Here is a 14,118-nt window from a genome sequence, read left to right as displayed (position 1 = left end):
TGAATATTTAAGAGAACTAAAAATGCGTTCAATTCATTATTTAAGAAAAATCCTATTCCATTAGCCTAATATAATAAAATCATTAAATTTACACTCTTTATTTCATGCCTTTATCATTTTTAATATCTCCAATCCTAACAGTTTAAACTACATTGTTATGCTACAGTAAACTAACTGAAACAGGCTCTGTTACAATAATTAATTAAGCATGTAGATAAATAGTTTCAGTTAACTATAAATAATTAACCTACAACAATAACATTTAAATTTATTCGTTAAATCATATCAATAAAATCTGGATTTATTATTTTAAAAAACAATCATGAAATATATTAATAATTAATTAATTCAAATAGATACTTGGATTTAATAAAATACGTTTATTGATTATAATAAATCATTCAGAATTAAATTAGATAATAATAATTATGATGGGTATAATAATAAATATAATAGGATAGATAAATGGCTCATCTGTGTTAATTAAATTCAGATGAACCATTTTCAGTAAATTAGTGCAATTTCAACCGCGGACGAATGACACGATTGATTCCACCAACCAGCATCATCAAACCTGTTTTTATATATCCATGCAGTGCTACCTGATGCATACGATACAACGAGATATAAACCACACGTGCAATACGGCCTTCTACCATCATTGACCCGCGCATCAAGTTACCCATCAGGCTACCAACTGTACTGAACTTAGATAATGAAACCAATGAACCATGATCTTTATAAACATATTCTTTCAATGGCTTTTCATTCAATAAAGCCAGAATATTATCATAGCAACGACTCGCCATTTGGTGAGCAGACTGAGCACGAGGAGGAACAAACCCCCCCTCTTTTTTCGGACATGATGCACAATCACCAATGGCGAAGACATAAGCATCCAACGTCGTCTGCAACGTCGGCTTCACAACCAACTGGTTAATGCGGTTTGTTTCCAGCCCACCAATGTCTTTCATAAAGTCAGGCGCTTTAATTCCCGCTGCCCAAACCATCAGGGAAGCCTTGATCAACTCTCCATCTTTGGTATTCAGGCCATGCTCATCTGCACTGGTCACCATAGTCTTGGTCAACACCTTGACGCCGAGTTTGGTCAATTCCTGATGTGCTGCACTGGAAATCCGTGGAGGCAATGCCGGAAGAATACGCTCACCCGCTTCAACCAAAGTGACATTCAACGCGTCTGAATTCAAACTCTCAAAACCATAGCTATTGAACTGCTTAACGGCATTGTACAGTTCTGCCGAAAGTTCTACGCCAGTTGCCCCACCGCCAACAATCGCGATGTTGACTTTTTCTTCCGCACATTGGTTGGCAGAATATTTCAGAAACAAGTTCAGCATTTCATTATGGAAACGATGTGCCTGCTGTGGATTATCGAGGAAAATGCAGTTTTCCTTTACACCTGCCGTGCCGAAATCATTCGACTGGCTACCCAATGCCATAACAAGAATGTCGTAAGTCAGCTCTCGCTCTGCTACCAGCAGATCATTGCTTTCATCACGGATTTCCGCCAGAGTGATTTTCTTTCCATCACGATCGATATTCGTGAGCGTGCCTAACTGGAAGTTAAAATGATGGTTACTGGCATGAGCTAAATAACTCAATGCATCAACACCATCATCAAGAGAGCCCGTTGCTACTTCATGTAATAATGGTTTCCATAAATGGCTGTTGTTGCGATCCACCAAAGTAATTTCGGCTTTTTGCATACGCCCCAATTTGTGCCCTAAACGCGTTGCCAGCTCTAAACCACCAGCGCCCCCACCAATAATGACAATTCTTGTCTTTGGCGTTGTCATGACTACCCCACTGAAAATACAACTAATGTTATGTAAGGCGCTAAAGCCGTTTCTTTTAATAACGTTCTTAAATAACATCAGATTTTATAAGTTTCATACTGCAAATATCTCCAGAATATCATGGCTGATTAGTTGGTCATACCAAAAATAGTCACGATCAAATTCTTTTGATTAATTAGACATCAGTCACGAAATTTTCGCGCTTATTTTCAATTAATTTGATGTATATCTTATTTATGAACAATAAGAATTTACAATGTTAATGCTGTGTGAACATAAAGTTTGATTTGATAGAAACGGGGTCTCACCGGGAAATAAAAAAAGGAAAAATCGAGAAGAAAAACAAAAAAGGGACGGAATTGCCAACTAGCAAGCCCATCCCAAATTTTATTAAAATAAATATATAAGACAATGATTAAATACAACTTAACCACTGCTCACACAAGCCATTCAATTCTTTATTTGCCTGTTGCCAGCGTTGTGATTTCTTCAACTCTTCCAGACTGTATTGACTGCCCTGATGATATAACCGTGTTACCCTATCAGATTTGACCATCGGCAAATTATCCAGCACGCTGATTGCCCCCTGCAGGTTGTTGCACACCAGAATCATGTCACAACCCGCTTCCAATGAGGCTTTTCCTCGCTCGGCATAGCCGCCCATGATAGCCGCACCTTCCATCGACAGATCATCGGAAAAAATAACACCTTCAAATCCCAGTTGCTGACGCAAAATAGATTTCAGCCAATAAGGTGAACCACTGGCTGGACGATCATCTACTTGAGAATAAACCACATGAGCAGGCATGATTGCATCAAGCAGGTTACGTTGGATAAGATCGCGAAAAATCTGCATATCATGGCAGCTAATAGCATCCATCGAGCGATTGTCCCTTGGCGTTTCTTTGTGAGAATCTGCCACAACTGCTCCATGCCCCGGAAAGTGCTTACCTGTCGATTTCATCCCTGCGGAACGCATACCCCTGATAAATTTTTCTGCCATCATTACCGCGAGTTCAAGCTCTCCGTGGAATGAGCGCTCACCAATCGCAGTGCACTGGTGTCCTAGATCCAGTACAGGAGCAAAACTGATATCAATGTCCATTGCAATCATTTCTGATGCCATTAACCAACCCGATTCTTGCGCCAAATGTGCTCCCATAAGCGAGTCATTCAAGTGGGCAAAAGACTGTGCGGCAGGTAAACGAGTAAAACCTTCATGAAAACGCTGAACACGTCCCCCTTCCTGATCAACCGCAATCACCAAACGATGATGGGACGCTTCACGGATTTGGCGAATTAATTCACGCAATTGTTGCGTATCCTGGAAGTTGCGGGTAAACAGGATTAAACCGCCCACTAATGGATGTTGCAGAATTTCGCGTTCTTCATTATCCAACTCATAACCAACAACATCTAACATTACTGGCCCCATAACATTCCTCACCTCTATATCATTGGTTGCCATCTATAATTCATCGTCATTAATGGCGATTGATACTATCCAGCGTGTTAAAAACGCCAGTTTAATGCTCTAATTTAAACCCCTGGCGCAGAGGGTGCGCCAATGCTAAAAATTGTGGATCTTTCGTCTGATGCCAACGTACTTCATACCACATCAGCATCATATATCTGACCCACGGTTCCCACCGTTTAATTCTCTGCTGCAATAATGTGATATCCGCGTACCCTGATGCGTAAGTACAATAATAATCTAAAAAAGTCTGTTGCTGTATCTCATCCCACTGATTGCCTTTAAACAACACAGCCAATGAAAAACCAATATCGACATCAGCGGCATATTCCCAATCAATCAATTTTAACCCTTCTACAGTCATAAGTAGATTATCGGGGTGAATATCCATGTGAGCAGGTGCTATTTTCAAGGTTGTTGGCGTTCTGGCTGCCATAAAAAATTTCTGTAAACGCAGCCAGCGAGGAGATAAGCGGCTATGGTCAATCTGCTGCCACTGAGATGCGATTTGCTTTTTGAGTTGGAGAGGATAACCCAATCGGTGATGGTTATGAAGAATGGCAAGTATCTGTGCCAGTAACTGCTGCAATAATGGTAAGTTCAACGTTTCGTGAGTTATCTTTGTTCCCGAAAACCATTCCAGCAATAGCCAATCACCGTTCATGGCTATTACTTTAGGAGCGATGCCAGTAGAAGATAACCTGCGTAAAACCTGATTTTCCCGCTGACGATCCACACCCAGTGTTTCACTATTCTGTGTTTGTGTGCGCCCAACCATCTGGCGCACACCATCGGTAATAGAGAAACTTCCCTGTGTCAGTCCATTTAATCGCCTGATTTCCCAATTTTTTACTGGAATGTCAGGCCATTGCTGACATAACATTCTCAGCAAGGTGTTATCGATAGTTAACGTCACCGCTACCTGACCAAAGTATTTCACCCGTTTTAACCAGCATAAGCTGCATTTCTATGTTACGTTGATCGTTACTACCAGAAACCACGGAATAGAGCACATAATCAGCACTCAAATAACGTGCCAAGCCAATAGATTTACTGCGCAATCCCAAGCTATCTTCCGATGACAATCCCAATGCCTGTTGAGCGCTATGCACTTGTTTTTTCGGTACAATCTGAAAAAGCTGTTTACGGCTCACAGCATCAGTAATGATATCAGTCACTTGAAGGGCTCGCAGCGAACCATTAGTGTTGTTTTTAACAGTATCGACAAGTAATACTTTTCCCGTTTCCACACCATTGGCCTTAACCATCTGCGCAACCAACGGTTGAACAGTACCATTCCAATTGATCGACTGAATCTTGGGCGGCTGAGGAACTTTATCTGATGGCTGTACTTGTGGTTCCGTTTTTTTCTCTGGCTTCACAGGTTTAACAGGAGCAGGCACAGGCGACTGTATTGGTAAGTTACAACTCGCCAGAAACATCGCTGATAATATAACAAAGAGAATTCTTTTCATTAACCTACTCCAGTTACAGCGCTATCGTGTACCAATAATGGTGAATCACATTACTTTACCAACAGTGGCCCCAATGGACGTCCACCCACCATATGCATATGGATATGGAAAACTTCCTGCCCAGAATGGCGATTACAGTTCATGATGAGGCGATAACCATCTTCTGCGATGCCTTCTTGTTGTGCGATTTTCGCTGCAACCGTGAACAGGCGTCCCAATGCAAGTTCATGCTCTGGAGTGACATCGTTAACCGTTGGGATCAGTACGTTTGGCACAATCAGAATATGCGTGGGCGCTTGAGGGGTAATGTCACGGAATGCTGTTACCAGATCATCCTGATAAACAATATCAGAAGGAATTTCACGACGAATGATTTTGCTAAAAATAGTTTCTTCTGCCATCTCACTTCTCCTTTTTTGTCATTAAAGATGACTTATGATTAAGTCTAAATACGAAGTCGAAATACTAAACTAAAACATAAAAGGTTATCTAGATAACTTAATTTTCTGGGATGTTAATATGAAACAAGTCACAAAAACTTCTGGTTGTCACTGCGGCCAATTCATCAAGACTCACCCCTTTCAATACCGCCATATATTCAGCGACATCACGTACATAGGCAGGCTGATTCTGCTTGCCTCGATGTGGTATAGGTGCCAGATAAGGTGAGTCAGTTTCCACCAAAATCCGATCGAGTGGGACAAACCTTGCCGCTTCACGGATCTGTTCTGCATTGCGAAATGTCACGATACCAGAGAAAGAAATATAAAAACCCAGATCCAGCAAAGCTCTCGCCGTCTCTTTATCTTCCGTAAAACAGTGCAGCACACCACCACATTCCTGTACTTTTTCTTCTCGCAAGACCAAAAGAGTATCATCCTTTGCATCGCGGGTATGAACAATGACAGGTTTGTTTAATTTACGTCCAATGCGGATATGTTCACGAAAGGAAGTTCGCTGTAACTCTGCATTTTCTTTTTGATAATAATAATCCAGACCGGTTTCTCCCATTGCGACGACATCATCGTCCGCTGCAAGCCGGGCAAGTTCATCAAAATCGTAGCCTTCATCCAGATTCAATGGATGAATACCGCAGGAATACGCGATATTTTCACGTTTACCAATCAAATCCTTCATTTGCTGGAATCCCGGCAGCGTAGTCGCCACCGCCAACATATACTTCACATCCCGTTCTGCTGCCTTAGCCACAACATCATCCACACTCTTGTGTAGAGTTTCATAATCAAGGCAATCGAGATGGCAGTGTGAATCAACTAAAAACATAATATGCTCGTATCTAAATGAGTTGCCGTGTGGGACAAAGCTGCTTTTCCCAATTGAGTAATTGTCCTGTCAACAATAATTCCCGATTGATGCCCACCACAGATAGTAATTGATGACGACAATGTACCCAATCATCAACTGTACTTAATAATTTTTCCACACTTTGAGTGGAAGCCAGATGATGGATCAAAGCCTGCTGATCTTGGTTGACGCAGTAATCCTGCGCCTGCTGCTGCCATTTCACAGCATCGGATAACAAGCTAACCAGCCAATACAAAGATTGCTGTGCATCATCACGATTCAATAATGGTAAAAGTGACAGGGTATCACAGTTATGCAATGCCTGTTCAATTGCCTGACAAAACAAATTTCTCTGCTGCCATTTTTCAGTCTGAAGTAACTGTTCAGCAGCAAGAGGCGCACCCTGTGAAAGTTTTAACGCCGTCTGCGCATCCAACGATGATATTGTAGGGATTTGATTTTGCAGCCAATAAAGCCCTACATGCTGTTCAGGTACAGGTAGAAAATAGTAAAAACAGCGACTGCGCAGCGTTGCCAGCAAGCGCGCTGGACGCTGGCACTGCAACAAGAAATAGGTATTTTGAGGGGGTTCTTCCAATGTTTTCAGCAAAGCGTTGGAAGCAGCATCGGTCAGAGACTCCGCAGAGGGTAGCCAGACAATTTTAGCTCCACCTTGTTGAGAATATTCGTAAAGTCTTTCGTTGAGCTGACGCACAGCATCAACCCCAATGGTGTTCTTTCCCTTTTCAGGGGCAAGAACATGCCAGTCAGAATGCGTTTCTGCCAGCATCAGATGACAGCCGTGACACTTGCCACAACTTTTCATTCCTTGTTTGTCCTGACACATCAACCAGCGGCTCAATCCATACAATAACGCATCTGCACCCGTTCCTTCATGAGCATGAAGCAAAAGGGCATGGTGCCCACGCGCCTGTTGATGGGATTCAATCAACAAGCGATATGCATGGTTAAGCCACGGATACCAATTCATGCCTGCACGTCCTGTTGTTTCAACCACTGTAATAAGGTCTGACGAATAGCATCCTGCACTTTTTCCAGCGGTTGTGTCGCATCTACTTTTTTGATGGTGTCATCTTGTGCCACAAGCTCGAGATATCTTTTACGGGTACGGTGGAAAAAATCCAAAGATTCTTTTTCAATGCGATCCAATTCGCCCCGCTCACGAGCACGCTGTAAACCAACCTCTGGTGGCAAATCGAGATAAATAGTCAAATCCGGGTAGAAATCACCGAGTGCCGATTCGCGTAATGATGTCATCAGTTTCTGATCAATGCCACGGCCACCGCCCTGATATGCCTGAGAAGAAAGATCATGGCGATCTCCAACCACCCAAGTTCCCTTTTCCAGTGCTGGCTTGATAACATTTTCTACTAATTGGACTCTGGCTGCATACAGCATCAATACTTCTGCCTTATTCGTCAGTGATTCACCTTCAACGCCCTGTTTGATGAGTTGACGTAATTTTTCTGCCAACGGAGTTCCACCCGGTTCACGAGTAAAAATCAGATCAGAAATGCCATACTGTTTCAATGTTTCAACCACTGTTCGGATTGCAGTGGTTTTCCCTGCGCCCTCAAGCCCTTCAATAACAATAAATTTGCTGTTCATTTATCCTGCTTTAATCTCTGACGATAAAGATTTACCGCCCTATTATGTTCTGCCAGATTCGCAGTGAATGTATGACCGCCATTACCATTTGCAACAAAGTATAAGTACCCTGTCACAGCAGGGTGTGCTGCAGCTTTAATCGAAGTTAGGCTTGGCATGGCGATAGGCGTCGGCGGTAATCCTTCAATCATATAAGTATTATATGGCGTAAAAGCAGTCAGGTTACTACGGAAAATAGAACCCGTATACTTATCCCCCAACCCATATATTACTGTCGGATCAGTTTGTAATCGCATCTTTAACCGCAGCCGATTAATAAATACCGAAGCAACTTTTGTACGCTCAGAATCTATTGCTGTCTCTTTTTCGATTATGGATGCCATGATCAACATTTCATAAACATTCTTATATGGCAGATTTTCTTCGCGATTTTTCCACTCTTGCTCTAGTGCCATGTTCATTTTTTGATGAGCACGTTTTAGCAATTCAACATCACTGGTTCCTGCGGTGTACAGGTAAGTATCGGGATAGAGCCAACCTTCCAGTGGTTCTTCTACTTTCATGCCTAAAGCGTCAGTCAATTCCTTTGGTGATTTGCCCTCTGCTTCATGTTTTAAGTATGGCGCATTCTGTAATATTTTCGCCCAGTCAGACAATCGACTTCCTTCAATGAAACGGATAGAAAATTGCACTTCTTTACCGCTGGAAAATAGTTGCAAGATTGCTCGCAATGACATGCCTTGTTGCAAGCGATAAGTACCAGCCTTAAATTTCGCCAATTCTGGTTTTAATCGGAATAACCACGATAACAATTGGTGATCTTTGATTAAGTTATGCTGAACCAACAATATTCCCAGCCCAGCACGCCCTGTTCCTGCTGGTACAGTAAATATCATTTCTTGATTAAGATTAATTTTCTGATTAGCAAAATTTTCTATTTTTTTCACAAAAGAAAAAAACATGATTGCTACAATCATAATAATCAAGCTGGGTAAAATGAAAATACGCTTTTTAAGTTTCATTGGTAATCACTGTGACCTATCCTTCAATGATGAGTATTAATTAACTACAGCCTTAAACATGCAGGCAATAAATACTCATGCAATTCTCTTGATTGATATTTCCATGCAGGCTGATTTTTGTGCGCCTGAATTTGGTTTACTGCGATAACAGGCATCAAGGAATTACAGATAATCACCTCATCAGCATGAGCCAATACCTCAGGATAACGCATGACACACGACAGGTTATAATCACTTTCTGCCAATAATTGCATAATCTTCTGCCGCATCACCCCTTCTACACCACACTGACTCAAATCAGGCGTATAAACGTTTTTACCTTTCCGCCAGAAAATATTGGCAGTACAACACTCAACCAATAAGCCATCACTATCAAGAACCAGTGTTTCATCAGCCTTTGACTGCTCAATGAATCTTTTTATCAGAACCTGTTCCAAGCGGTTCAAGTGTTTAATACCCGCCAAATGGGGATTGATACCCATGACAATTGGGCTAAGAACGAGTGAAACACCATTTTTACGCTGGGTAACATACTGTTCTGGATATAAACTCAACGAGAGAATCTGATTTGGCTCGATAGCATCACTAATACCATAACCACGACCACCCACTCCTCTGGAGAGAATAACTTTCAGAACACCTGATTCACAGCCGGTAGCTACCTGCTTAATATGATCCTCAAGTTGCAGCCAATCCAGTGCGGGCATAAACAGTTTTTCAACGCCTTTTTGTAACCGTTTTATGTGCAAAGGTAGCAAAGCGGCCTGCCCTTGCTCAACTCTTATTGTTGTAAAACAGCCATCACCAAATTGTACCGCACGATCATTAACAGGTAATTGATTACACGGTTTGCCATTAATCCAATACATCATTTCATTTTCTAATTTTCGATAAGAAGGCGTGATAACCTCAGCTATTAAGGAGCGTTATCATAGTATATGAACCGTGGCAGTGCAAAAATGCCTATTCAAAAAAATCATAAAAATCAGGAATAAAAAAGCCTCAACAAATGTTGAGGCTCTTCATAAAAAGAGGACGTTTTTATATCTTACGGAAAATCAGTGACCCATTAGTACCACCGAAACCGAAAGAATTACACAGTGCATATTCCATCCCTTCAACTTTACGTGCTTTGCCTGGAACAAGATCCAAACGGCAGTTTTCATCCTGATTTTCCAAATTAATGGTTGGAGGAACAATCTGCTCACGTAAAGCAAGAATAGTGAAAATCGATTCAATCGCTCCCGCAGCACCCAGCAAGTGACCTGTCATTGATTTGGTTGAACTCACCAATACTTTAGTGCCTTCACCAAAAACAGATTCTACCGCACGAGCTTCCGCAAGATCACCAACTGGCGTTGAAGTACCATGAGCATTAATGTAGCCCACTTGGTCTGGAGAAATATCCGCATCTTTCAAGGCATTTTCCATTGCAAGCGCAGCACCCGCTCCATCTTCAGGCGGTGATGTCATATGATAAGCATCACTGCTCATACCAAAGCCAACGATTTCAGCGTAAATTTTTGCACCACGTTTTTTGGCATGTTCGTATTCTTCAAGAACCAGAACACCGGCGCCATCACCCAGCACAAACCCGTCTCGATCTTTATCCCAAGGGCGGCTTGCACCTTGAGGATCATCATTACGGGTCGATAATGCACGAGCAGCACCAAACCCTGCAACGCCAAATGTAGTACTGGCTTTCTCAGTACCACCTGCCAGCATAATATCAGCATCATTGTACGCAATAATACGAGCTGCATGACCGATATTGTGCACGCCAGAGGTACAGGCAGTTGCAATGGAGATGCTAGGACCACGAAGACCATAAAGGATGCTCAGATGGCCTGCAACCATATTGATGATGGTCGAAGGTACAAAGAATGGGCTGACCTTACGAGGTCCCGCCGAAAGCAATGTACTGTGGTTTTCTTCAATAAGACCCAAACCACCAATACCAGAACCAATAGCAGCACCAAAGCGGCTAGCATTGGCTTCTGTTACTTCAATTCCTGCATCTTCAATAGCTTGTATACCAGCAGCAATTCCATACTGAATAAACAGATCCATTTTTCGAGCATCTTTGCGCGAAATATTGAAATCTTCATGATTAAAATTTTTCACCACACCAGCAAACTTAGTTGCATGGTTAGCGGTGTCAAAATGTTCGATAAGGCTGATACCACTCTGTCCGGCACAAACAGCGTTCCAAGAAGACTCTACTGTATTGCCGACAGGAGATAACATGCCTAGTCCGGTCACGACTACTCGACGCTTAGACACGGTTATCCTCCAGGGAGGGAAAAAATTTAGGACGAAGAACATAGGCGGTCGAACGACCGCCTAGGTATGTATGCTTATTTACCTGCGTTTTCAACGTAGTCAATAGCAGCCTGAACTGTAGTGATTTTTTCAGCTTCTTCGTCTGGGATCTCGATATCGAACTCTTCTTCCAGAGCCATTACCAGTTCAACTGTGTCAAGAGAATCAGCGCCCAAGTCATCAACAAATGAAGCTGTGTTTACAACTTCTTCCTCTTTAACACCCAGTTGTTCAACGATGATTTTCTTAACGCGTTCGTCGATAGTGCTCATACTATTAAATTTCCTATCAAAACTCGCTTTCGCGATGGTTTTCGTAGTTTATAAAATACAGGAAAAGATGCAACCAAATCCCGGCTGGTCGAACCACATACTGTGTCTTTTTGTATAAAAAATACATCAGAAACAGCGAGTTCGCTCATTTTTAGATCATGTACATGCCACCATTGACATGTAATGTTTCACCCGTAATGTAAGCGGCCTCGTCAGAAGCAAGAAACGCTACAGCACTGGCAATTTCCTTTGCACCACCGAGACGACTGGCAGGAATTTCAGATAAAATGCCTGCTCGCTGATCGTCTGTCAACGCTCTAGTCATATCCGTTTCGATAAAACCAGGTGCAACAACGTTGACGGTGATGCCACGAGAAGCGACTTCACGAGCCAGTGATTTACTAAAACCAATGACTCCTGCTTTCGCTGCCGCGTAATTCGCCTGCCCTGCATTTCCCATTGTTCCAACAACAGATCCAATGGAAATAATACGTCCATAACGTTTTTTCATCATAGAACGCATTACTGCTTTTGACAGACGAAAAATCGAAGAAAGATTGGTGTCAATAATATCTTGCCACTCTCCATCTTTCATACGCATCAACAAGTTATCACGAGTGATGCCTGCATTATTTACCAGAATGTCTATTTCACCAAATTCAGCACGAATATTCGAGAGTGCTTTTTCTACGGATTCTGAATCTGTGACATTCAATACAAAACCTTTGCCTTTATTACCAAGGTAGGCACTGATTGCTTCGGCTCCATTCTCGCTGGTTGCTGTGCCGATAACACGAGCACCACGTTCAACCAATAATTCTGCAATCGAGCGACCTATGCCACGGCTAGCGCCAGTGACCAGTGCAATTTTTCCATCAAAGCTCATGTTTTCCTCAGTCATTTATTCAGAGCAACTGTGAGTGATGATACATCATTTACTGCTACAGCATTTAAAGTATCAACAATCCGTTTCGTTAAACCAGTTAATACCTTACCTGGCCCCATTTCCAACAGTTGTTCAGTACCTTGTGCCGCTATATATTCAACGGATTCTGTCCAGCGTACAGGATTATACAACTGACGAACCAGTGCGTCGCGAATCGCATCAGCAGATTCTTCTACTTTGACATCCACATTATTGACAACAGGGAACTGTGGCTGATTAAACACAATTGATTGCAATGCAGCAGCTAACTGATCGGCTGCCGACTTCATGAGTGCACAATGTGAAGGAACGCTGACAGCCAAAGGCAGAGCACGTTTTGCGCCAGCCGCCTTACAAGCAGCACCGGCACGCTCTACAGCCTCTTTCTCACCCGCAATAACGACTTGTCCAGGCGAATTAAAATTCACAGGTGAAACAACCTGACCCTGTGCGGACTCTTCACATGCCTTTGCAATGGATTCATTATCCAATCCGATAATGGCGTACATCGCCCCTTGCCCTTCTGATACAGCTTCCTGCATCAATTTCCCGCGTAATTCGACAAGCCTGATCGCCTGCTGGAATTCAATCACACCAGAACAAACCAGCGCCGAGTATTCGCCAAGGCTATGGCCAGCCATCATGGAAGGCTGCTTGCCTCCCTTTTGCTGCCATATACGCCAGATAGCAACTGAAGCTGCGAGCAATGCAGGTTGGGTTTTCCACGTTTTATTCAGCTCTTCTGCTGTCCCCTGCTGAACTAATGCCCATAAATCGTATCCCAAGACCGCAGAAGCCTCTGCGAAAGTCTGTTCCACCAGCGGAAATTCTGTGGCTAAATCAGCCAACATACCAAGTGACTGAGAACCTTGACCGGGAAACACCATTGCAAAATCAGACATGTTTATTTTCCTGTTAAATTAAAAACGTACTAGCGCTGAGCCCCAGGTAAAGCCACCGCCAAATGCTTCAATTAAGACAAGCTGGCCGCGTTGAATTCTTCCATCACGTACCGCTTCATCAAATGCCGTCGGAACAGATGCTGCTGAAGTATTGCCATGACGATCCAGTGTTACAACCACTTTATCCATCGTCATGTCCAATTTCTTGGCAGCCGCCGAAATGATACGTAAATTCGCTTGATGTGGCACTAGCCAGTCAAGCTGAGAATGATCCAAATTGTTTACTTCCAGTGTTTCATCAACAATACTGGTCAACTCACGGACAGCAACTTTAAATACTTCATTGCCAGCCATCGTAACGTATTCAGGTGAATCCCATTTCGATCGATCCTGATTAGGTAATGACAGTAAATCGCCATAGCGGCCATCAGCATGCAAGTGGGTTGACAGTATACCCGGCTCTTCTGAAGCCCCTACTATCATTGCGCCTGCTGCATCACCAAAGAGGACAACTGTACTGCGATCTTCAGGGTCGACAACTCTTGAGATAATATCTGCCCCAATAACCAGGGCATGTTTAACCTCGCCAGCCTTGATAAATTTATCGACAATGCTTAACGCATAAGTAAATCCAGCACAAGCTGCCGCAACATCAAAGGCGGCGATACCTCGAATGCCTAATGAATTCTGAATCTGGCAAGCCGTACTCGGAAACGCATGGGATGAAGTTGTTGTTGCTACAACAATCAAATCGATTTGTGTTTTATCGATGCCAGCCATTTCAATAGCTTTTTCGGCTGCTTTGAATCCCATGGTGGCAACGGTTTCACCCTCAGCCGCAATACGACGCTCACGAATGCCTGTACGAGTAACAATCCACTCGTCAGTCGTATCCACCATTTTTTCTAAATCTGCGTTAGTACGCACCTGCGGAGGCAAATAACTGCCTGTACCTAAGATTTTTGTATACATTTA

15 protein-coding genes are annotated in these 14,118 nt (G+C 42.8%); all 15 read right to left on the bottom strand.

The annotated features are described in order from the left end of the window. Positions 1 to 512: 512 nt before the first annotated feature. The 15 genes from PSI22_RS09845 to PSI22_RS09775 all read right to left on the bottom strand — a co-directional run bounded on the left by PSI22_RS09845 (position 513) and on the right by PSI22_RS09775 (position 14,115). Positions 513 to 1,817, bottom strand: coding sequence for an NAD(P)/FAD-dependent oxidoreductase (locus tag PSI22_RS09845; protein WP_273579584.1), 1,305 nt, complete (start codon positions 1,815 to 1,817; stop codon positions 513 to 515). 415 nt (positions 1,818 to 2,232) lie between these two features. Continuing rightward, entirely contained in the window at positions 2,233 to 3,252 is a 1,020-nt protein-coding gene (gene nagZ, locus PSI22_RS09840; RefSeq protein WP_273579587.1) for a beta-N-acetylhexosaminidase, read from the bottom strand. Between the two features lie 91 nt (positions 3,253 to 3,343). Then, positions 3,344 to 4,231 carry a phosphotransferase gene (locus tag PSI22_RS09835; RefSeq protein WP_273579583.1) on the bottom strand — a complete coding sequence of 296 codons (888 nt, stop codon included), beginning with the start codon at positions 4,229 to 4,231 and terminating at the stop codon, positions 3,344 to 3,346. Continuing rightward, the gene (lpoB, locus tag PSI22_RS09830; RefSeq protein ID WP_273579582.1) at positions 4,188 to 4,766 is read right to left on the bottom strand and encodes a penicillin-binding protein activator LpoB; all 579 of its coding nucleotides are present in this window, start codon (positions 4,764 to 4,766) and stop codon (positions 4,188 to 4,190) included. The genes PSI22_RS09835 and lpoB overlap by 44 nt, the downstream gene beginning before the upstream one ends. 50 nt (positions 4,767 to 4,816) lie before the next feature. After that, on the bottom strand, positions 4,817 to 5,167 hold the full coding sequence (hinT, locus tag PSI22_RS09825) for a purine nucleoside phosphoramidase (RefSeq protein ID WP_038192231.1): 351 nt from the start codon (positions 5,165 to 5,167) through the stop codon (positions 4,817 to 4,819). Positions 5,168 to 5,264: 97 nt separating this feature from the next. Next, positions 5,265 to 6,050: a metal-dependent hydrolase gene (locus PSI22_RS09820; RefSeq protein WP_273579581.1), complete on the bottom strand. Its 786-nt coding sequence runs from the start codon at positions 6,048 to 6,050 to the stop codon at positions 5,265 to 5,267. Between the two features lie 13 nt (positions 6,051 to 6,063). Further along, positions 6,064 to 7,062, bottom strand: a complete 999-nt coding sequence (holB, locus tag PSI22_RS09815) for a DNA polymerase III subunit delta' (protein ID WP_273579580.1) — start codon at positions 7,060 to 7,062, stop codon at positions 6,064 to 6,066. Next, on the bottom strand, positions 7,059 to 7,700 hold the full coding sequence (tmk, locus tag PSI22_RS09810; RefSeq protein ID WP_273579579.1) for a dTMP kinase: 642 nt from the start codon (positions 7,698 to 7,700) through the stop codon (positions 7,059 to 7,061). The genes holB and tmk overlap by 4 nt, the downstream gene beginning before the upstream one ends. Further along, complete coding sequence (gene mltG, locus PSI22_RS09805; RefSeq protein ID WP_273579578.1) at positions 7,697 to 8,722, bottom strand: endolytic transglycosylase MltG; 1,026 nt, start codon at positions 8,720 to 8,722, stop codon at positions 7,697 to 7,699. Before mltG ends, tmk begins: the two co-directional genes overlap by 4 nt. Positions 8,723 to 8,766: 44 nt before the next feature. Further along, the gene (gene pabC, locus PSI22_RS09800) at positions 8,767 to 9,591 is read right to left on the bottom strand and encodes an aminodeoxychorismate lyase (RefSeq protein WP_273579586.1); all 825 of its coding nucleotides are present in this window, start codon (positions 9,589 to 9,591) and stop codon (positions 8,767 to 8,769) included. 172 nt (positions 9,592 to 9,763) lie between these two features. After that, the gene (gene fabF, locus PSI22_RS09795) at positions 9,764 to 11,005 is read right to left on the bottom strand and encodes a beta-ketoacyl-ACP synthase II (protein WP_273579577.1); all 1,242 of its coding nucleotides are present in this window, start codon (positions 11,003 to 11,005) and stop codon (positions 9,764 to 9,766) included. Positions 11,006 to 11,079: 74 nt separating this feature from the next. Continuing rightward, entirely contained in the window at positions 11,080 to 11,316 is a 237-nt protein-coding gene (gene acpP, locus PSI22_RS09790) for an acyl carrier protein (RefSeq protein WP_012989255.1), read from the bottom strand. A 151-nt stretch (positions 11,317 to 11,467) separates the two neighbouring features. Continuing rightward, the gene (gene fabG / locus PSI22_RS09785) at positions 11,468 to 12,202 is read right to left on the bottom strand and encodes a 3-oxoacyl-ACP reductase FabG (RefSeq protein ID WP_273579576.1); all 735 of its coding nucleotides are present in this window, start codon (positions 12,200 to 12,202) and stop codon (positions 11,468 to 11,470) included. A gap of 11 nt (positions 12,203 to 12,213) precedes the next feature. Further along, on the bottom strand, positions 12,214 to 13,143 hold the full coding sequence (gene fabD / locus PSI22_RS09780) for an ACP S-malonyltransferase (protein ID WP_273579575.1): 930 nt from the start codon (positions 13,141 to 13,143) through the stop codon (positions 12,214 to 12,216). An 18-nt stretch (positions 13,144 to 13,161) separates the two neighbouring features. Beyond that, positions 13,162 to 14,115 (bottom strand): beta-ketoacyl-ACP synthase III, encoded by a 954-nt coding sequence (locus tag PSI22_RS09775; protein WP_273579574.1) that lies wholly within the window; start codon positions 14,113 to 14,115, stop codon positions 13,162 to 13,164. Positions 14,116 to 14,118 lie beyond the last annotated feature (3 nt).

This window comes from Xenorhabdus aichiensis, assembly GCF_028598775.1.
Classification (GTDB): domain Bacteria; phylum Pseudomonadota; class Gammaproteobacteria; order Enterobacterales; family Enterobacteriaceae; genus Xenorhabdus; species Xenorhabdus bovienii.
Note: the sequence above shows the minus strand (reverse complement) of the source record. Positions and strands in the feature narration are given on the sequence as shown.

Excerpts from the sequence above, each read along its gene's own strand:
- PSI22_RS09845 (WP_273579584.1), bottom strand. The coding sequence starts at position 1,817 with ATGACAACGCCAAAGACAAGAATTGTCATTATTGGTGGGGGCGCTGGT.
- nagZ (WP_273579587.1), bottom strand. The coding sequence starts at position 3,252 with ATGGGGCCAGTAATGTTAGATGTTGTTGGTTATGAGTTGGATAATGAA.
- lpoB (WP_273579582.1), bottom strand. The coding sequence starts at position 4,766 with ATGAAAAGAATTCTCTTTGTTATATTATCAGCGATGTTTCTGGCGAGT.
- hinT (WP_038192231.1), bottom strand. The coding sequence starts at position 5,167 with ATGGCAGAAGAAACTATTTTTAGCAAAATCATTCGTCGTGAAATTCCT.
- PSI22_RS09820 (WP_273579581.1), bottom strand. The coding sequence starts at position 6,050 with ATGTTTTTAGTTGATTCACACTGCCATCTCGATTGCCTTGATTATGAA.
- holB (WP_273579580.1), bottom strand. The coding sequence starts at position 7,062 with ATGAATTGGTATCCGTGGCTTAACCATGCATATCGCTTGTTGATTGAA.
- tmk (WP_273579579.1), bottom strand. The coding sequence starts at position 7,700 with ATGAACAGCAAATTTATTGTTATTGAAGGGCTTGAGGGCGCAGGGAAA.
- mltG (WP_273579578.1), bottom strand. The coding sequence starts at position 8,722 with ATGAAACTTAAAAAGCGTATTTTCATTTTACCCAGCTTGATTATTATG.
- pabC (WP_273579586.1), bottom strand. The coding sequence starts at position 9,591 with ATGTATTGGATTAATGGCAAACCGTGTAATCAATTACCTGTTAATGAT.
- acpP (WP_012989255.1), bottom strand. The coding sequence starts at position 11,316 with ATGAGCACTATCGACGAACGCGTTAAGAAAATCATCGTTGAACAACTG.
- fabG (WP_273579576.1), bottom strand. The coding sequence starts at position 12,202 with ATGAGCTTTGATGGAAAAATTGCACTGGTCACTGGCGCTAGCCGTGGC.
- fabD (WP_273579575.1), bottom strand. The coding sequence starts at position 13,143 with ATGTCTGATTTTGCAATGGTGTTTCCCGGTCAAGGTTCTCAGTCACTT.
- PSI22_RS09775 (WP_273579574.1), bottom strand. The coding sequence starts at position 14,115 with ATGTATACAAAAATCTTAGGTACAGGCAGTTATTTGCCTCCGCAGGTG.